Below are 19,862 nucleotides of genomic sequence, written 5' to 3'. Positions count from 1 at the left end.
ACATGAAGTTTTTTTACGCTATTTTATTTTTTTTAGCTGCTTTCTCTCAATTAAAAGCTCAAAATATAAAGGTACTTAATAGTGTAACTAAAGAACCTGTTTTTGGTGTGGCCATCTATAATGTAGATAAAACTAAAAGCGTAATTACTAATTTTTTGGGTGAAGCTTCCTTAGATGAATTTACCGAAACCGAAATCATTTACTTCAAACACTTATCGCATATACTAAAGCAATTATCTAAAAACCAGTTAGCATCGTCTAACCGCGTTTATTTAGAATCTAACACACAAGGTTTGGATGAGATTGTTATTTCAGCCTCTAAGTTCGAACAAAACAAGCGTGATATTCCGCAAAAAATTGTGAGTATCAATTCCGAAAACATTCAGTTTTATAACCCGCAAACCAGTGCCGATGTACTGGAAAATACAGGGCAAGTGTACATTCAAAAAAGCCAAATGGGAGGTGGCAGCCCGATGATACGAGGTTTTTCAACCAATCGGTTGTTAATTACTGTTGATGGGGTTAGAATGAACAATGCTATTTTTAGAGGTGGCAATATCCAGAACGTTATTTCCATCGATCCGTTTTCAATACAAAATACCGAAGTAACCTTAGGGGCAGGTTCCGTAATTTATGGGAGCGATGCCATAGGCGGCGTTATGAGTTTTTATACCCAGCAACCCCAAATTTCCTTAGCTGATAGCTTACTTTTTAAAGCGAATGTTATTTTAAGATATGCATCTGCCTCTAACGAAAACACTGGGCACCTAGATTTTAATCTGGGTTACAAAAAGTGGGCCTTTTTAAGCAATATCAGTTATAACGATTTTGGCGATTTGCGCATGGGAAGTCACGGCCCAACCGAATACTTACGTCCCGAATTTGCCCTAGCAACGAGTACAGGCGATGTTATTATACAAAACAATAATCCGTTAGTACAAAAACCTACAGGGTTTCAGCAGGTAAATCTCATGCAGAAAGTACTTTTTGAACCTAATGCTAATCTCAGCTTCAATTTAGGCTTATTCTACACCACAACATCCAATTATTCTCGATACGACCGTTTAATTCGTTATAAAAATGACGTTTTACGTTCGGCAGAGTGGAATTACGGTCCGCAAAACTGGTTTATGTCCAATCTGCAAATCACAAAATTAAGTAGTCAATCCAATTTATACGACAAAATAAAAGCCACCATCGCCTACCAAAATTTTCAGGAAAGTCGCATGGATAGAGATTTTCAATCTAGCACCCGAAATGTTAGGGAAGAGGCTGTTGATGCGTATTCCTTAAACCTAGATTTCGAAAAAAATATAGCCAGTAAAACCCAGTTTTTTTACGGAACCGAATACGTTTACAACAAAGTACGCTCCTACGGAACTGAAGAAAACATAAGTACAAATACCACAACATCTACGGTTTCCAGGTACCCAAATGGTTCTAGTTGGCAATCGGCAGCGGCCTATACAAGTATTAAATACAAACCAAATGTAAAATTTGTATTTCAGTCGGGTTTACGTTTTAATTATGTAACCTCTTTTGCCAATTTTTCCGAAAATAACCAATATTTAAATCTGCCATTCAATACTTCAAAAACCGAAGCCTCTGCACTTACAGGAACTGCAGGACTGCGTTGGTCGCCAAATCCTATTTTGCAATGGAAATTAAATGCTTCATCTGCTTTTAGAGCACCAAATATAGATGATGTTGGTAAAGTATTCGATTCCGAGCCTGGTTCGGTGGTCGTGCCAAATAACAACCTAAGGCCAGAGTATGCTTATGGTGGAGAATTGGGGTTGAAACTCGATTTTAATAACAGCTTTATTTTGGACATGAGTACTTATTACACCTATTTGGATAATGCTTTGGTGCGACGCGATTTTTCATTAAATGGCGAAACCGAAATCATGTACGATGGCACACTAAGCAATGTGCAAGCCATGCAAAATGCCTCAAAAGCTTGGATTTATGGCTTTGAGGTTGGTTTGAAAGTTGCCATATCCAAAGCTTTGCAACTTACTTCACAATATAGCGTTGTTGGAGGAACCGAAGTAGAAGACGATATTGAGGTGCCCGTAAGGCATGCTGTGCCCAATTTTGGAAATACCCATTTAGTTTACGCTAACAAAGGTTTTAAACTGGATGCCTTTGTAGCTTATAACAATGAATTATCATTTAATCAGTTAGCGCCTTCGGAAATTGAGAAAGATTATATCTATGAGCTAGATGCTAATGGCAATCCTTACAGTCCGTCGTGGTACACATTAAACATAAGAAGTCAGTATCAATTAACCGATGCTACTACCTTAACTGCTAGTTTAGAAAACATTACAGATCAGCGTTATAAAACCTATTCTTCGGGTATTGCGTCGGCAGGCAGGAACTTTATTTTGTCTTTAAAATACAGTATGTAAATGGGTTTATTTTATAAGCTCATTGGCGCGCTCGTACACCAAATGACTTTCCCAGCCACGGTATAAAAAGTAGTCTATAAAAGTCTTTTTTTTCTTGTAAATGTTGGGTTCTTTTATGGAATTAGCCTTTTTTTCGGTAATGGTATTAAAAACCCCGATATACTCCTCGTCCGAAATATCTGCAATAGCATGATTTATATTAACTTTGCTTATGTCTTTTTTCTTTAGTTCAAAAGTTAATCGGCGTTTACCCCAATTCTTGATATTAAACTTACCGCTAACATATGTTTTGGCAAAACGTTCTTCATTAAGAAAGTTATGCTGAATAAGGTGTACAATTATAACATCTATCGCTTCAGGTATCATGTACATACCTTCAAGCTTTTGCACAACTTCTTTATGGCAACGTTCTTGGTACGCACAAAAATGCTCTAATTTTTTAGTAGCTTCTTGTAGTGTATATGTTTTTTTTAGTGGCTGCATGGCTTCAAAAATAACAATAGAAACAGTAAAAACGACTATAAAAATTATAAAAACCCAATCTGATTATTAAACCTAACAATTATGAAAAAAATCCCTCTTATAAAATCTCTCGCTTTTTTTGTTTCACTGTTTTGTGCTGTTGGTTTTGGGTATGGGCAAAGTATTTGGACAAATCCGATAACAGGCACAAATCCACATTTATCCAACCCTTATACAACAGGGGATGTTCCTGATAGTAACATTACTGTTTCGGGAATTGGTAGAGGAGCAGGTCTTTCATTGCCCGCAACTACAAATGATAGGTATAATGCGAGGAATTGGAATTTGACAAATATAGATTCAAATGATTTTTATGAATTTACTTTGTCTCCAAAGTCAGGTTATAAAATTAATTTTTCAAATTTCCAATATACTTATAGGCATTCGGCTAGTGGTCCAACTAATATTGCTATTAAAAGTAGCTTAGATAATTTCACGAATAACATTGGAGCTCCAACTATGGATCCGGCTGCAGATGTCGCTATTTCGGGGAATGTTAGTTTAGCTTCTGTAGATTTTCAAAATATAACGACACCAATTACTTTCAAAATTTATGCTTGGGGAGGTTCGGATACTAACGGTACGTTTAGTATTAACGATTTTACTTTTAATGGTGTAGTTTCTGCTATACCTTGCTTCAATACAACCACATGGACTGCTGGTGCCTGGGATAATGGTGACCCAGATTTGAATACAAATGCTGTAATTAGTGATTCTTATGACACGGGGTTATTTGGAAGTTTTAGTGCATGTAGTTTAACTGTGGATAGTGGTGTACTTTTATTTATTCAAGATGAAACTTATGTTGAGGTGCAAAATGATGTAACTGTTTTGGGAGAGATTGCGGTACAGTCTAAAGGTGCCTTTGTGCAAATTGATGATGCAGCTATTTTTGATTCAAGTGCAGGTGCTGCTTCGGTATTTAAACAAACAGCTTGGAAATCAAAATGGTATTACTATACCTATTGGAGTTCGCCCGTAGTTGGTGCAACTATTGGAGGTGTTTTTCCTGATGTAGATGGTGATAGACGTTTTTGGTTTAATGCTGATAATTTTATTGACAATATAGGTAATGACGATATTGATGATGCAGCACCTTATGATTGGCAATATGCCTACGCAGGAGACCCAATGACTCCAGGTAAGGGGTTTGCTGTTACTGAGTCTCGAGCTTTTCCGGCAGGAGGAGCTATTGGGTCTAGAACGTTTGAGGGTGCATTTAATACTGGTAATGTTGATGTAAATATAACATTTGACCCTTCAAATCTTGGAGCTAGATGGAATTTTATTGGGAATCCATACCCGTCAGCTATTGATTTTGATAAGTTTTATGAAGCAAACAAAACAGCTGTAACTGGTTTTGCTTATTACTGGTCGCAAGTAACGCCGCCAAGTAGTGTAAATGCGGGTAACCAACAATTAAATTTTAGTAATAATGACTATGCCATATATGCCTATGGTGTTGGTGCTACTGAAACAAAACCTGGAGGTGCTGGTGTTGTTCCTGATCAATATGTACCATCTGGACAAGGGTTTTTTATACCTGCTTCAAATATTGGAGGAACTGCAACATTTACAAATGCAATGCGTGTAAAAGGAACAACGGACAATAGTCAGTTCTTTAAAACCGTTGGTACAAAAAGCAAAACGAGTACAGTACATACCAACAAAATGTGGGTTAATTTAACATCCAATAATGGGGTTTTTGGTCAAATTTTGATTGGTTATGTGCCCGGAGCAACCGATGCTTATGATGTAACAGCTTTTGATGCACCTAGAGCATCTTCTGAAATACCTGCAACATTATCTTGGTTAATTGATGGCTCAGATAAAAAATTCGTTATTCAGGGTAAAGATGTCAATAGCATCAATACAGATGAAGTTATTAAACTTAGTTTTAAAAATAGTATTAATACCACTACAGAATACACAATTTCCATATCAAAATTAGAGGGTTATTTTGTAGCTAGCAATACCATTTACTTAAGAGATAATTTACTTAATAAAACACATAATTTATCGGCTTCCGATTATACATTTACCTCGGCAGTTGGCGAGTTTAACAACCGTTTCGTAATACAGTTTAACGATAAGGCGCTTTCTGTAGATGAGGTGACTGTAAGCAACAACAGCATTCAAATTATCGAGTTGAACGACGATCATATTCAGTTTAATTCTTCAAATAATTTAAACATAAAAACAGTTAGTATTTTTGATATGTTAGGCAGACAGTTATATAATTTTAAAGGTGAATCAGCCTCTGAAACGTATAGCCTCTCAAACTTAAATAATAGTATTTTTATTGCTAAAGTAACTTTAGAAAATGGTGCTGTAATTACTAAAAAAGCATTTAAAAAGTAACAGTTACAAACTTTAAAAAAGAACCACTAATACACGGTGTGCTATAATAATAGTCGTGTATTAGTGGTTTTTTATGTTATGTCGCCTTATGTTTGCGACTCAGTAAATTAATTTCCTAATAAGTTTAGTATGAAAAGAGGGCTTGTTGCATGTTTCCTTATATTGGGTTTAGCCTGTGTAAACCCTAAAACAGAACCACAAATTGTTGAGGTGTCCTGTGGGCAATGTCAATTTAAAATGACTTCCCAAAAAGGCTGTGATTTAGCAGTGCGAATGGATGGTAAAGCCTATTTTGTGGATGGTGCGCATATAGACGATTTTGGCGATGCCCACAATATAGATACCGGATTTTGTGAGGTTATTAGAACCGCCGAAGTAACAGGGGAAGTTATTAATGATCGATTTAAAATAAGTTCAGTGAAATTGCTAAACAATGAATAAAACTATGGAAATAATAGGATTTATAGCAGCCATACTTACAACAGCAGCATTTTTACCCCAAGTTTATAAAACATGGAAAACAAAGGATGTTTCGGGCTTATCGCTCCCTATGTTGTTATTATTTTTTGTTGGCGTAATTTGCTGGTTAGTTTACGGGTTCTATAAAGAGAGTCCATCTATGATTATGGCAAATACCATAACCATTGTTTCTGCATTCTTCTTGGTTTATTTTAAAATAAAATACGACAAAAAATAAGATGTATAAAATGTGAAATGTTGATTTTTGTCATTTTATAATATATGCAAAAAGCGTATTCATTTTCTAAAAAAGGGGCTCTGATTTATTGTTTATTCAGTTAAACAAACTTTTTGTCTAAAATAATTCATAAAATTTAAACAAATTCTCATTATACTCAATCAATTATTTTAATTTAGCATAGTTTTTTTTGACTAACTTAAAATATCAAATTATGAAGATTGGTGTTCCAATAGAAATTAAAAATAATGAAAATAGAGTAGGTATGACGCCTTCTGGAGTGTTTGAACTTACTAAAAGAAATCATGAAGTGTACGTGCAAAAAAATGCAGGTTATAATAGTGGTTTTTTAGATGAAGACTATGTAGGTGCTGGCGCAACGATGCTTGAAACTATTGAGGAGGTTTACGCTACTGCAGAAATGATTGTGAAGGTAAAAGAACCAATCGAGCAAGAATATAGTTTAATAAAACCAGATCAGGTAGTATTTACTTATTTCCATTTTGCATCAAGCGAACCACTTACGCATGCCATGATTAAAAGCAAGGCCATTTGTATTGCTTACGAAACGGTTGAAGATGCCGATGGTACGTTACCATTACTAATTCCAATGTCTGAAGTTGCTGGTAGAATGTCTGTGCAACAAGGAGCAAAATACCTTGAGAAGCCAATTATGGGTCGTGGTATTTTATTGGGTGGTGTTCCGGGTGTGCCTCCAGCAAAAGTGCTTATTTTAGGTGCTGGTGTTGTAGGATATCAAGCAGCAAAAATGGCTGCTGGTTTGGGCGCTAGTGTTCATATTTTAGATATCAACATGAAAGCTTTACGTTATGTTAGTGATTCGATGCCAAACAACGTAGTTAGCGAATTTTCAAGTGAATATAATATTAGAAAGCATATTGTAAATTCCGATTTAATTATTGGAGGTGTTCTTATAAAAGGCGCGAAAGCACCTAAATTAATTACTAAAGACATGCTTAAAGACATGCGTCCTGGAACCGTAATGGTAGATGTGGCTGTAGATCAGGGTGGTTGTTTTGAAACGACCAAACCAACAACACACCAAGATCCAACTTATATTATTGATGATGTGGTGCATTACTGTGTAGCAAATATGCCAGGAGCTGTACCTTATACTTCTACAATGGCTTTAACTAATGTAACATTGCCTTACGTTATTAAATTAGCAAATCAAGGCTGGGAAGCGGCTTGTGAAAATACGCCATCATTAGCTAAAGGATTAAATATTGTAAAAGGTGAAATCGTTTATAAAGAAATTGCTGAAGCATTCGATTTAGAAATGGTAGCGTCTTGATTTTCAAATTATAAAAGTGCTGAAAGCGGAAAATAAGAATAATGGTTTTCCGCTTTTTTTATTTGTAAACATGACAGAATATCATTTTTATAAAATTGGCGTTATTTTTGTTATATTTAATTCGTAAATAAAAAATTTAAAAAAAAAGAAAAATGATTGGATATTATATATTATTAGGTGGCATTGCGCTTGTTAGCTGGTTGGTTAGCAGCAAGCTGAAGAGTAAGTTTGATAAATACTCTAAAGTACAGTTACGCAATGGTTTGAGTGGTGCTGAAATTGCTGAAAAAATGTTGGCAGACCACGGAATTTATGATGTGGAAGTTATTTCTACACCAGGACAATTAACAGACCACTATAATCCAAAAAATAAAACGGTAAACTTAAGTGAATCTGTTTACAAACAACGTAATGCGGCTGCGGCTGCAGTTGCGGCACACGAATGTGGGCACGCTGTGCAACATGCTCAAGCTTACGAGTGGTTAAAAATGCGTTCGGCTTTGGTGCCTATTGTTAGTGTAACATCGGGCATGTCGCAATGGGTTGTAATTGGTGGTTTAATGTTAGGTGCAGCGGCTGGACTTGGTATTGGTTATTATGTGGCTGTTGCTGGTTTAGTAATGATGGGATTTGCAACGGCATTTAGTTTCATTACCCTACCTGTAGAATACGATGCTAGTAACCGTGCCTTAGCATGGTTAAAGAATAAAAATATGGTGTCGCAACAAGAATACGCAGGTTCTGAAGATGCACTTAAATGGGCAGCAAGAACTTATTTGGTAGCAGCCATTGGTGCCTTGGCATCATTAGTTTACTGGGCATTTCAAGTATTTGGAGGTTCTAGGGATTAATTTCTTATAAATTATAAAACGAAAGCTCTGAACTATTTCAGGGCTTTTTTGTTTCTTTATAAATCATAAAACAAATAAATGAATACACCTTTAGCATATTACCAAAAGCATCTAGAACGCTATAAAATAGCATCGCAAAGGCTGTACAAGCAAATGACAGCTTTTAGCATTTATAGGTTGTTAGTTTTTGTTATTACCGGCTTTGGTATTTACGTGGCGTTTTCAAATTGGCAGCTAGCCGTTTTTATAGCTGTTGTGGGGGTTTCTATATTTCTGTATTTATTGTCCAAGTATAATGACTTAAAAGCTAAAAGGCAATTTAACGAAGCATTGGTTAGTATAAATGAAGAAGAAATACAAGTGCTCTCTGGCCATTTTCATCATAAAGATGCGGGATTGCAATATCAAGAACCGCAGCATTATTACAGTTTGGATATCGATTTGTTTGGTCGCGGGTCTTTTTTTCAGTTTATAAATAGAACTACCATTAATGAGGGTGCTCAAAAATTGGCCGATGCTTTAAAAGCGAATGATATTAACAACATAGTGCTAAGGCAGGAAGCTATAAAGGAACTAAGTACAAAACCAGAATGGCGGCAGTTTTATTCGGCAACATCTAGTTTGGTAACTATTGAGACTTCTGCGTCCCATAGTATTAAATGGCTTAAAAAGTATGAGGCCTTTTTACCAAATAAGATTAAAAAACTGCCATTAATTTTTGCTATAACTTCGATTGCTATTTTTGCTTTGGTGTTTTTAAATATTATAACCCACCAGGGGGTTATAGGGTATTGGTTGCTTGTTGGTCTTGGAATAACTGGTTATTACCTTAAAAAGATAAATGCCTTGGCGTCCAATTCAGATAAGGTTAAGGAAACTTTTAAACAGTACGCTTCTCTTTTAAACTTGATTGAAAAAGAAACCTTTTCTTCCCAATTATTGAGGCAAAAACAACAGCAAATTAAGCAGGAGGGAAAGCAGGCTTCGGTTATTTTTAAAGAACTTTCAAAAGCTTTAGATGCTTTAGATAATCGAAATAATTTTCTTTGGGCCATTTTCGGGAACGGATTCTTTCTATCGGATATTAAAAATAGTTTTCAAATTGAAAAATGGATTCAAGAACATGCCGATAAAGTTTCCGATTGGTTTGAAGTAGTATCGTTTTTTGATGCCTATAATTCCTTAGGAAACTTTACATTTAATCATCCTGATTTTGTGTTTCCAGAATTAGAAAATGATGGTTTCATTATAAAATCTAAAGGATTGGGCCATCCGTTATTAAACAAAACCAAGCGGGTTGATAGCGATTTAACCATAGAAAATGAACAGTTTTTTATTGTTACGGGTGCTAATATGGCTGGTAAAAGTACTTTTTTAAGAACGGTGTCTTTACATATTGTAATGGCTAATGTTGGATTGCCCGTTTGCGCAGAGTCCAGTAAATACACCCCTATGAAACTAATTACAAGTATGCGCACCACGGATTCGTTGGCCGATGATAGTTCGTATTTCTTTTCAGAATTAACACGCTTAAAATACATTGTAGATGCTATTCAAAAGGAACCCTATTTTATTGTGTTAGATGAAATTTTAAAAGGCACGAATAGTACCGATAAAGCCATTGGGTCTAGAAAATTTGTTGAAAAATTGGTAGCTTCCAATGCAACCGGTATTATCGCTACCCACGATTTGAGTTTGTGTGAAATTGAAAAAGAATTAGAAGCAGTAAAAAATTATTATTTTGATGCTGAAATTATTAACAATGAACTGCATTTCGACTATACATTAAAAACAGGAATTTGTAAAAATATGAATGCATCGTTTTTGTTAAAAAAGATGAATATTGTGTAGTGTTTGTTCATCAAACGAATAATAATAACTCCAAACAAATGCACCACGAATCTAAGCTTCCAAATGTAAAGACCACTATTTTTTCTGTAATGAGTGGCTTGGCAAATAAACATCGTGCCATCAACTTATCTCAGGGTTTTCCGGATTTTGATAGCGACCAAACATTAATCGATTTGGTAAGTAAGGCCATGAATAGTGGCTACAATCATTATGCGCCCATGCATGGTAATCTGGAACTTCGGGAAGCCATTGCTAAAAAATTTGAGCTTCTCTACAATACAAGCTATCATCCTGAAAATGAAATTACGGTTACGGCTGGTGCAACTCAGGCTATTTTCACCATTATCACCACCTTTATAAAACCAAATGATGAGGTTATTATTTTCAAACCTGCCTATGATAGTTATGAACCAAATGTAGAATTAAATGGCGGGAAGGTGGTCCCTATTCAATTGAAAGTGGCCAATAATTTTAAGGTGGATTGGGAAGAAGTGAGTCGGAATATAAATAGTCAAACTAAAATGATTATTATTAACTCGCCGCACAATCCAACAGGTATTATTTTTTCAAAAGAAGATATGCTTCAATTGGAAAGCCTTACTAAAAATACAGATATTATTGTATTAAGTGATGAGGTTTACGAACACATGATTTACGATGGAGAAACCCATCACAGCGCTTGTTTGTTTCCCGATTTAAAATCGCGAAGTTTTGTAGTGGCCTCTTTTTGCAAAACCTTTCATAATACAGGGTGGCGTATCGGGTATTGTTGTGCACCCAAAGTTTTGATGCAAGAATTTATTAAAGTGCATCAATTTAATGTGTTTTGTATTCATCATCCCACACAAAAAGGTATTGCAGATTATATGCAGGAACCAAAGCATTATTTAGAATTATCCGGATTTTATCAAAAAAAACGAAATTTATTCTTAAATTTAATAAAGGATTCTGGGTTCAAGTTTATACCATCCAAAGGAACTTATTTTCAAGTGCTGGATTATTCTGATATCACCAAAGAATATGATGTTGATTTTGCAAAACGACTTACTGTAGAACTTGGTATTGCATCCATTCCAATGTCGGTATTTAATTGTAATAATATAGATAATAAGGTGTTGCGATTTTGTTTCGCCAAAACAGATGATACTTTGCAAAAGGCCGCAAGAATATTAAACCGAATTTAAGTAACTTTCAAATAAGTAAACCGACTAAAATTAAATAACAAATTAAAAACTATAAATAAAATGAGATTAGTAACAGTATTGCTGTTTTTAGGATTAGCATTTGGTAGCCAAGCACAAGAAATTGATTTTAATGGTACAACCTATAAAATTAAAGGTAAAACCATTTTAAAAGAAGGTGAAAATGTTACGACAACCTTGTCGGCTGAAGAACAAACAGGTATTTGGGAAGCATTTAATAAACAAAAAGCATTGAATGAGGAGCGAGAGGCTGCAGAGAAAGCTATTAAAAAAGCAGAAAAAGAACAAAAAAAGGCGGAAAAGGCATTAAAGAAAGCTGAAAAGGAAATAAAAGCTAAAGAAAAAGCGCAAGCGAAATTTGATGATGCAAATGAAGATTATACAGATGCCATAGCGAAATACGAAAAACTTAAGAAGAAAGGTAAGTTGTCGCCTAATGATGAAGCCAAATGGCTTAAAAAGATTGAAGGTTTAAAAGAAGACATCGCAAAAGCTAAAAAGAAACTTTAGTTTTAGGAACGTATGCAAGATCAGCTTAAAGTAGCCATAATTCAATCCGATTTAGCTTGGGAAAACCCAAAGCAGAACCGTAAACTTTTTTCGGAAAAAATAAAAAGCATTGCAAAAGCGGTTGATATAATTGTGCTTCCTGAAATGTTTGCAACAGCATTCACTATGAATGCTAAAGCAGTTGCCGAAACTATGGAAGGAAAAACAGTGTCTTGGATGCAAAAAAAAGCACTAAAAACAGGGGCTGCCATTATTGGTAGCCTCATTATTTTAGAAAATAACAAGTACTATAACCGTTTGCTGTTTGTAGAGCCTTCGGGTAGCATTAGTACATATGATAAACGACACACATTTACCCTTGCGGGGGAGCACAAAGTGTTTACCGCTGGTTCCAAAAAAATTATTTTAGAATATAAAGGTTGGAAAATTTGCCCATTGGTTTGTTACGATTTGCGTTTTCCTGTATGGGCCAGAAATGTAGAGAATTACGATGTTTTAATTTATGTTGCCAATTGGCCTAAACCCAGAGTGGTAGCATGGGATACTTTGCTTAAAGCTCGCGCCATTGAAAACATGAGTTATGTTGTAGGAGTAAATCGTGTTGGTTTGGATGGTTTACAAATAGAATACTCCGGAAATTCGGCGGTTTATGATGTGTTAGGAAATGCCATTTCCAACATTAAACCGCATAAAGAACAGGTTGAAATAATTACCTTAGAGCGCAGTCATATTAATTACTACCGAAACAAACTCAAGTTTTTAGACGATAAGGACGCTTTTACTCTGATTTAAATTCCAGAGTTTCGGGATATCCCCAATCTGCACGTACTTCTATTTCTTTAAAATGGCTAACCCGCTCGGGCTGTATTTTTTTTAAATAATTACCAGGATCATAAATTCCGTTACCATTAGCATCATGAATAACCCTGATGTAATAAGTTGCAGGTGGCAAATTTAAAAAGTCGATAGTTTCTGGTTTGGTTGTTATTTTTTGGAATTTCACGTCCCCTTTTTCAGTTGTTAATTGTACGATAAGCGGATAACTGGCGTTAACCAACGTAAATCGAACAAAGCCAAAGTCTGAGGCTTTTCTAGTGCTTAGAGCGAACCTTAGCGTATCGTTTTTAGAATCAAAAAAATCGGTAAAAGCCTCAGGTAATACCATCATGTTATATCTATTTTCTTCTTTCTTTTTAAAGTTGAAAGCATAGGTGTTGTTAATAGAATCGTATTGCGTGGTGAAATCAACCTTAACAGAGTCTTTATCAATTAAATTTACTTTTGAAGCATCAAAATTTACAAAAGGAATATTTGCCGAGATTTTGAAAGCATCTTCAATTCCAATAGAGCCAGACGGATTTCCTTGGATAATCAATGAATCTTTTTTTTGTTTTCTAATTTTTACCGTGTAATCTTTATCAAACTCAAACTCCTTGTGAGATATGTTTAAAAGTAGCGAATCTGCTTCTAATTTGGGTTTGTACCAATAATATAGCGTATCCGTTTTTTCATCTTTCGTAGTTCGGAACTTAAAACCTGCTGGCGTTTCAGATTTTACTTTAATTTTCATTTTAGTATAATCACCTTCATAACCTATAGAAATTTTTTGGGTAGCAGCATGAGCAGGACGCATGGCTTTGAAATCTAGGGCTTCGTTAAATAATTTAAGGGTGTAAACTGAATCTGTTGGCACCGTAATATAACTTTTATGAAAGGCTATTTGGTCGGTTTTTTGCTGAAATTTATTATCACTATTACCATCTTTTAAGGCCATAAGCATGTAAGTGCCCGCTTTAATATTATCGATGGAAAACGTTGTAACGCTGTCTAGGGTGTTAGTGATGTATTTTGGGACTTTTTTATAAATTATTGAATCTGTAAATGTAGAGTCTACTTCATAAAGTGCTACATTCACGAAAGTTTCTGGCTTTCTTTTCAAGGCATCAACAATAGTGCCTTTTACGCTTAAGGAGTCAATATAACTGCCTGTGGAAAACACATAGCGGTAGTAAGGGTAAGGGTTGCCTTCATTATTATCCACAATACTATTGCCAAAGTTAAAGGCGTAAGTTGTGTTTGGTTGTAGTGTATCGAAAATTTTAATGGTAATGTATTTGCTAGCACCACCAAGCGGCGTAATTTCTGGTTGGGTATTCATTGGTGGCGATATGATGAGTTGCTTTTGTAAGTCTTTAACCTTTACATACTCATCAAAATAAATCTTGATAATCTTTTCCTTAAAGTTGGTGGAATAGTTTTTTGGTAATTCTTCTAAAATTTTAGGTGGTGTTTCGTCTTTAGGCCCTCCATCAGGTGTTCCTCTGTTAGCGCAGTTTACAAAAACGAGACCAATACAAACCAATAAAACAATATTATAAAGGACTTTGTTCATTACCAATTTTAAATTTTTTACAAACCTACATAAATTTAGAGATATAACGGTTAATCAGCTATGCTATTGCCATGGTGGCAATGCTAATTTTTATGTTTTTAGCCTTATTTAATACGGTTATACAAGCTTCTAAAGTGGCGCCGGTGGTAATGAGGTCGTCTACCAAAAGTATGTGTTTGTTTTCAATGGATGCTGCGTTAACTACAGCAAATAATTCGTCGTTATTTATCCAACGTGTAAAACGTTGTTTTGTAGTTTGCGATGTGGTATTTGAAATCTTCACCAAAACAGTGTCCACATATTGCGCGTCCAAAGCATTTGCTAGCTGTTTTCCAAATTTAGCAACCTGATTGAAGCCTCGTTTTTTAAGTTTCTTTTTATGTAGCGGTACAGGTATAACGATGTCAACGGTTTTGTAGGCGTCTAAAGTTTTTAGTTCATTGCCAAGCCAATTGCCTAATAAAACCCCAATATTTTCATAACCCCGATATTTTAACCCATGGATAAGTTGCTGAACCAAGCCTTTCTTTTCAAATCTAAAAAGGGCAGTAGCATGTGCAATATTTGCTCGTCCGTATAGCACTTTTTTAACGGTATCATCATCATCAAAATGAAAATTGGTAACAGGTAAATCATGTCTGCAATTCACACAAATAGTTTCTTCATTATCATTCAATAAATTAAGGCAGGCATAACACACCTTCGGAAACAATAAATCGACCAGAGATTTAAGCATAAATACAAGTAAAAAAGTTTAGGCGTTACCGCAAGGGTCGGGCTTTCCGCACTCGCCTTTCTGCTGCTATCCCCGCAATAAAAGCTCAAACAAATGCTGCAATCCCTAACGCATTTAAAATTAAGCAAATTCACATGTAATTTTTAACAAAGAACGCATTTAGTTTGATGCGGTTTTTTATTTTTGCACCATGGCAAATAACGACGATCAATTTAAAAAAGTAATCTCTCACGCAAAGGAGTATGGTTACGTGTTTCAAAGTAGTGAAATCTACGATGGATTAAGTGCAGTTTACGACTATGCACAAAACGGTGCAGAATTAAAGAAAAATATACGCGACTATTGGTGGAAAGCCATGGTGCAAATGAATGATAATATAGTAGGAATCGATGCTGCTATTTTTATGCATCCAACGACCTGGAAGGCTTCTGGACACGTCGATGCGTTTAACGATCCATTAATTGACAATAAAGATTCAAAAAAACGCTACAGAGCCGATGTTTTAATTGAAGACTACTGTGCTAAAATTGAAGCTAAAATTGACAAAGAGGTTGATAAAGCAGCAAAACGCTTTGGCGAAGCTTTTAATAAAGAAGAATTTGTAACAACAAACAAACGTGTTGTTGAGTATCAAGAAAAAATAAATACAACGCTTTCACGTATGGCAAAGTCTTTAGAAAATGAAGATTTAGCCGATGTTAAGGCACTTATTGAGGAATTAGAAATAGCTGATCCTTTAACTGGTTCAAAAAACTGGACAGATGTTAAGCAGTTTAACTTAATGTTTGGTACTAAATTGGGAGCGTCAGCTGAAAATGCAATGGACCTTTATTTGCGTCCGGAAACAGCTCAAGGTATTTTTGTAAACTTTTTAAATGTTCAAAAAACCAGCCGCTTAAAAATTCCATTCGGTATCGCTCAAACAGGAAAAGCCTTTAGAAATGAGATTGTTGCAAGACAATTTATTTTTAGAATGCGTGAGTTTGAACAAATGGAAATGCAGTTTTTTATTAAACCAGGCACTCAAAAAGAGTGGTTTGATAAATGGAAAGAAACTAGAATGAAATGGCATTTATCATTAGGATTGGGAACGGATAACTACCGTTTTCATGACCACGAAAAATTGGCACATTACGCCGATGCGGCAACCGATATTGAATTTAAATTCCCATTCGGATTTAAAGAATTAGAAGGAATTCATTCTAGAACAGATTTTGATTTAAGTCAACACGAAAAATTCTCAGGTAAAAAATTACAGTATTTTGATCATGAGGATAATGCAAGTTATACCCCTTATGTGTTAGAAACATCCATTGGTTTAGATCGTATGTTTTTGGCTGTATTTTCTAATGCTTTAGTTGAAGAAGAATTAGAAAATAACACCACCCGTACTGTTTTAAAATTACCAGCAGTACTAGCACCAATAAAAGCTGCAGTGTTGCCATTGGTTAAGAAAGATGGTTTGCCAGAAATAGCCAAACAAATTGTTGATGAATTAAAATGGGATTTCAATGTAGACTACGATGAAAAGGACGCTGTTGGGCGCCGTTACAGAAGGCAAGATGCTAACGGAACACCTTTCTGTATTACTGTAGATCATGATACTTTGGAAAATAATACGGTTACCATTCGTCATAGAGACTCCATGGAGCAAGAACGAGTAAAAATTGAAGATTTACGAAACATTATTAAACAGGCCGTTGATGTACGTACTTGGTTAATGAAAATGTAATTAATTCCCGCAAAGGTAGGAATCTTATAATATGGAAAACCCAAGCACAATTGTTTGGGTTTTTTACTTTTTATAGTGATTTTAAATAGTTTAAAACCTAAAACCTAAGGCAACCCCACCTCTGCCAACAACCTCAATATCACTTTGGTCAAGTAAATCCCTTCCTATTCCCAAATATATCTCGGCTACAAAGCCTCTTTTAGTTATAAATTTCGCTCCAGCGGATACGCCAATAGCCAAATCGGTGTATTTTTCATATTGATACGTATAAGTATAGTCAACAGGATTATAATCATAGCCATAGGTTTCCTTCCCAGAATGTAACATAGCAAAGCCTTCAACAAAAAATCCTTGAGCATGCTTTTTTGAAAAGAATTGACGATAAAAAGGCGTTAATGAAAAAGTTCGATATTCATCTAATCCGTCCCCATCATCTAAATCTGAACCAATTTTGGTTAGTATGCCAATTCCAAATGAAGATTCTTCATTAATGGTGCGTTCATAAGAAATATCAAACCACTTAAATCCTATTAAGTTTGTCATATTTAATTTTAATTCATTAAAATTCAGTTTTTCAGAGGATTGAATAGTGGTTTCTTGCGAAAAGGAAATGAAAACCATAAGGATAGACACAAGTGAAATTAGGGGTGTTTTTTTCATGTAGATAGTTTTATAATATACTTGTAATATTAAGAATAAAATTAATATCATTTGAGTAAATATCTTACAATTTGGATGTGTGTTTTTTAAAAAGCACTAACCAAAATGTTTCGGTAGTAAAATATGTTAATTAACTTTGTATTTCGTTTAATTACCCAATAGCTAAAAATTTTCGAAATTTCAATTTTCATGAATAAAGCCATACTAGTTACCGCTGCCATTTTAGGTTTTACAAGCATTATTTTAGGTGCTTTTGGGGCACATTTACTAAAAGAATTAATTTCTTTAGAATCGCAACAATCTTTTGAAACAGGGGTGCGATATCAAATGTATCATGCTATCTTATTGTTGTTTGTAGGTACTAGTGCGCATGTTCGGGTTCAATTCAAAAAGCAAATTTTTTACGTTACTTTAATAGGTGTTTTGTTGTTTTCTGGTTCCATTTATTGTTTATCAACAAATGTTCTAACTTCTTTCGATTTTAAAATTATAGGCTTAATAACACCATTAGGAGGTTTGCTTTTAATCGCGTCTTGGATCATGCTTTTTGTTAATTTCTTAAAAATAAAGTCATAAAACAAAAACAATTAGCAAATTACTTGTTATTTTTAGGTAATATATAATTAACTCTCTTGCTATGATGAACAATAACCGAATTATGAAAGCGATTTCATTGGAAGATTATGGAATAAAAAATGCTAAAATTCACTACCAATTAAAACCCGAACAACTTCATGACATTACAATAGAGAAAGGGCAGGGTGTTGAAGCTTCTTCCGGAGCGTTGGCAGTTAATACTGGTGAATTTACAGGACGATCGCCCCAAGACCGATTTATTGTGGAAGATGATATTACCCGCGAGCACGTTTGGTGGGGAAACATTAATATTCCGTTTGAATCCGCTAAGTTTGATGCCTTATATGATAAAGTAAGCGCTTATTTATCTAATAGAGAAATTTTTGTAAGAGATTGTTATGCATGTGCAGATCCAGATTATAAATTGAATATTCGGGTTGTTAATGAATATCCATGGAGTAATCAATTTGCATATAATATGTTTTTACGTCCAACGGACGATGAGTTGAAAAACTTCGAAGGGGAATGGACAGTAATTAATGCTCCTGGTTTTATGGCAGATCCTAAAGTAGATGGTACCCGACAGCACAATTTTGCTATCTTGAATTTTACTAAAAAAATTGCTTTAATTGGCGGTACGGGTTATACAGGTGAAATTAAAAAAGGCATCTTTTCAGCTTTAAATTTTATACTTCCTGTTTATAAAAACACCTTGCCCATGCATTGCAGTGCGAATGTTGGGAAGGATGGCGATACGGCAATATTCTTTGGGTTATCTGGAACTGGAAAAACAACGCTTTCAACCGACCCTAGTAGAAGTTTAATTGGTGATGATGAACATGGATGGACTGCCGAAAATACAGTATTTAATTTTGAAGGTGGCTGTTATGCTAAAGTAATTAACCTTTCGAGAGATCACGAACCAGAAATATTTGATGCTATTAAAAAGGGCGCAATTCTTGAAAATGTTATTGTAGACTCAAATGGAAATGTAAATTTTGAAGATACCTCTATTACTCAAAATACACGTGTAAGTTACCCGATTTTTCATATTGATAATATTAAAATACCTTCCATAGGAAGGAACCCGAAAAACATTTTCTTTTTAACTGCCGATGCTTTTGGGGTAATTCCTCCCATTTCAAAATTAACACCCAGTCAGGCGGCCTATCATTTTATTTCAGGTTATACCGCTAAAGTGGCTGGTACCGAGGCAGGTGTTCTAGAGCCGCAACCATCGTTTTCAGCCTGTTTTGGTGCCCCTTTTATGCCGTTACATCCCGCAAAATATGCCGAAATGTTAAGTCAGAAAATGAAAGATTCTGGCGTTAACGTATGGTTGGTAAATACGGGATGGACAGGTGGTCCTTACGGCGTAGGTACTCGAATGAAGTTAAAATACACCCGAGCCATGATTAATGCGGTGCTGAATGGCGATTTAGGTTTGTATAATTATGATGATTATCACATCCATTCCGTATTTGGCGTGGCGCAACCAAGAGAATGCCCAGGCGTTCCAACCAGTGTGTTAAGCCCAAGAGCCACATGGAACGACGACGAAGCCTATTATACCACAGCCTTTAAACTTACCAATGCATTTCGTGAAAATTTCAAGAAATTTGAAGCTTATGCCAGTGAGGAAATAAGACGAGGCGGACCGCAACGTTATGCGTTTTAATGCACAAAGCATCAGACTAAAATTTTGATTTTTGTCATCGCTAGGTACGAAGCAATCTCTTGAAGCCAAGTTCAATTTAAAAATGTAGCATAGGTCTTAAAAAAAATTGTCCTACTTTTTGTTGCAAGTCCAAAAAAAGAAAGTCAAACAAAGTAAACAGAAAACACCTCTTTTGTACATTTTGATTTAACGTCTTTTGATCAAAGATTAATGTTGGATAATATTGGATCAATCCTAAAAGTTGTGTGTGAATTAAAATAAGATTACGATTTTTGTAAAAAAAGAGCACCTTGGACAATTACCTAGACTTATTAAAACTTATTCTTCCAGAATTTTTGATTAACCATTTTGACTTAGTTAAGAAC

17 protein-coding genes are annotated in these 19,862 nt (G+C 35.1%); 13 read left to right on the top strand and 4 right to left on the bottom strand.

Going from position 1 to position 19,862, the window contains the following annotated elements; translation table 11 throughout:
* Window positions 1-2 precede the first annotated feature (2 nt).
* Window positions 3-2,414 (top strand): TonB-dependent receptor plug domain-containing protein, encoded by a 2,412-nt coding sequence (locus ABYI63_RS14775; protein ID WP_372757382.1) that lies wholly within the window; start codon window positions 3-5, stop codon window positions 2,412-2,414.
* Window positions 2,415-2,420: 6 nt separating this feature from the next.
* Here ABYI63_RS14775 and ABYI63_RS14770 read toward each other — a convergent pair whose 3' ends face one another.
* Window positions 2,421-2,897, bottom strand: a complete 477-nt coding sequence (locus tag ABYI63_RS14770; protein WP_372757380.1) for a regulatory protein RecX — start codon at window positions 2,895-2,897, stop codon at window positions 2,421-2,423.
* A gap of 81 nt (window positions 2,898-2,978) precedes the next feature.
* On the opposite strand from ABYI63_RS14770, the gene ABYI63_RS14765 reads away from it, so the two are divergent.
* The 9 genes from ABYI63_RS14765 (at window position 2,979) to ABYI63_RS14725 (ending at window position 12,515) form a co-directional block, all read left to right on the top strand.
* Window positions 2,979-5,297 carry a T9SS type A sorting domain-containing protein gene (locus tag ABYI63_RS14765; protein WP_372757378.1) on the top strand — a complete coding sequence of 773 codons (2,319 nt, stop codon included), beginning with the start codon at window positions 2,979-2,981 and terminating at the stop codon, window positions 5,295-5,297.
* A 129-nt stretch (window positions 5,298-5,426) separates the two neighbouring features.
* Complete coding sequence (locus tag ABYI63_RS14760) at window positions 5,427-5,738, top strand: DUF6370 family protein (protein ID WP_372757376.1); 312 nt, start codon at window positions 5,427-5,429, stop codon at window positions 5,736-5,738.
* Complete coding sequence (locus tag ABYI63_RS14755; protein WP_372757374.1) at window positions 5,731-5,994, top strand: SemiSWEET family sugar transporter; 264 nt, start codon at window positions 5,731-5,733, stop codon at window positions 5,992-5,994. The genes ABYI63_RS14760 and ABYI63_RS14755 overlap by 8 nt, the downstream gene beginning before the upstream one ends.
* Before the next feature lie 214 nt (window positions 5,995-6,208).
* A complete protein-coding gene (ald, locus tag ABYI63_RS14750) occupies window positions 6,209-7,309 on the top strand; it encodes an alanine dehydrogenase (protein WP_372757372.1) in 1,101 nt (366 codons plus the stop codon).
* Window positions 7,310-7,461: 152 nt separating this feature from the next.
* A complete protein-coding gene (locus ABYI63_RS14745; protein WP_372757371.1) occupies window positions 7,462-8,160 on the top strand; it encodes a zinc metallopeptidase in 699 nt (232 codons plus the stop codon).
* 78 nt (window positions 8,161-8,238) lie between these two features.
* Window positions 8,239-10,011, top strand: coding sequence for a DNA mismatch repair protein MutS (locus tag ABYI63_RS14740; RefSeq protein ID WP_372757370.1), 1,773 nt, complete (start codon window positions 8,239-8,241; stop codon window positions 10,009-10,011).
* A 38-nt stretch (window positions 10,012-10,049) separates the two neighbouring features.
* Window positions 10,050-11,195 carry a methionine aminotransferase gene (locus tag ABYI63_RS14735; protein WP_372757369.1) on the top strand — a complete coding sequence of 382 codons (1,146 nt, stop codon included), beginning with the start codon at window positions 10,050-10,052 and terminating at the stop codon, window positions 11,193-11,195.
* 60 nt (window positions 11,196-11,255) lie between these two features.
* Entirely contained in the window at window positions 11,256-11,723 is a 468-nt protein-coding gene (locus ABYI63_RS14730) for a hypothetical protein (RefSeq protein ID WP_372757367.1), read from the top strand.
* A gap of 12 nt (window positions 11,724-11,735) precedes the next feature.
* Window positions 11,736-12,515, top strand: coding sequence for an amidohydrolase (locus ABYI63_RS14725; protein ID WP_372757365.1), 780 nt, complete (start codon window positions 11,736-11,738; stop codon window positions 12,513-12,515).
* On the opposite strand, the gene ABYI63_RS14720 is transcribed toward ABYI63_RS14725, so the two are convergent.
* Both ABYI63_RS14720 and ABYI63_RS14715 read right to left on the bottom strand, forming a co-directional pair.
* Window positions 12,502-14,115 (bottom strand): Ig-like domain-containing protein, encoded by a 1,614-nt coding sequence (locus ABYI63_RS14720; protein ID WP_372757364.1) that lies wholly within the window; start codon window positions 14,113-14,115, stop codon window positions 12,502-12,504. The two genes, ABYI63_RS14725 and ABYI63_RS14720, sit on opposite strands and share 14 nt — an antisense overlap.
* A 58-nt stretch (window positions 14,116-14,173) precedes the next feature.
* Window positions 14,174-14,851: a ComF family protein gene (locus ABYI63_RS14715; RefSeq protein ID WP_372757362.1), complete on the bottom strand. Its 678-nt coding sequence runs from the start codon at window positions 14,849-14,851 to the stop codon at window positions 14,174-14,176.
* A 190-nt stretch (window positions 14,852-15,041) separates the two neighbouring features.
* Between ABYI63_RS14715 and ABYI63_RS14710 the strand changes: the two genes are divergently transcribed.
* On the top strand, window positions 15,042-16,583 hold the full coding sequence (locus ABYI63_RS14710) for a glycine--tRNA ligase (RefSeq protein ID WP_372757361.1): 1,542 nt from the start codon (window positions 15,042-15,044) through the stop codon (window positions 16,581-16,583).
* A 90-nt stretch (window positions 16,584-16,673) separates the two neighbouring features.
* Here ABYI63_RS14710 and ABYI63_RS14705 read toward each other — a convergent pair whose 3' ends face one another.
* Window positions 16,674-17,243 (bottom strand): DUF3575 domain-containing protein, encoded by a 570-nt coding sequence (locus ABYI63_RS14705; RefSeq protein WP_372757359.1) that lies wholly within the window; start codon window positions 17,241-17,243, stop codon window positions 16,674-16,676.
* A 189-nt stretch (window positions 17,244-17,432) separates the two neighbouring features.
* Here ABYI63_RS14705 and ABYI63_RS14700 point away from each other — a divergent pair, with 189 nt between their 5' ends.
* Together ABYI63_RS14700 and pckA are read left to right on the top strand one after the other, a co-directional pair.
* Entirely contained in the window at window positions 17,433-17,819 is a 387-nt protein-coding gene (locus ABYI63_RS14700) for a DUF423 domain-containing protein (RefSeq protein WP_372757357.1), read from the top strand.
* A 61-nt stretch (window positions 17,820-17,880) separates the two neighbouring features.
* Entirely contained in the window at window positions 17,881-19,497 is a 1,617-nt protein-coding gene (gene pckA / locus ABYI63_RS14695; RefSeq protein ID WP_372757355.1) for a phosphoenolpyruvate carboxykinase (ATP), read from the top strand.
* The last annotated feature ends 365 nt before the right edge of the window (window positions 19,498-19,862 follow it).

The sequence above is a fragment of the Mariniflexile sp. genome, assembly GCF_041583155.1.
GTDB lineage: Bacteria > Bacteroidota > Bacteroidia > Flavobacteriales > Flavobacteriaceae > Mariniflexile.
Note: the sequence above shows the minus strand (reverse complement) of the source record. Positions and strands in the feature narration are given on the sequence as shown.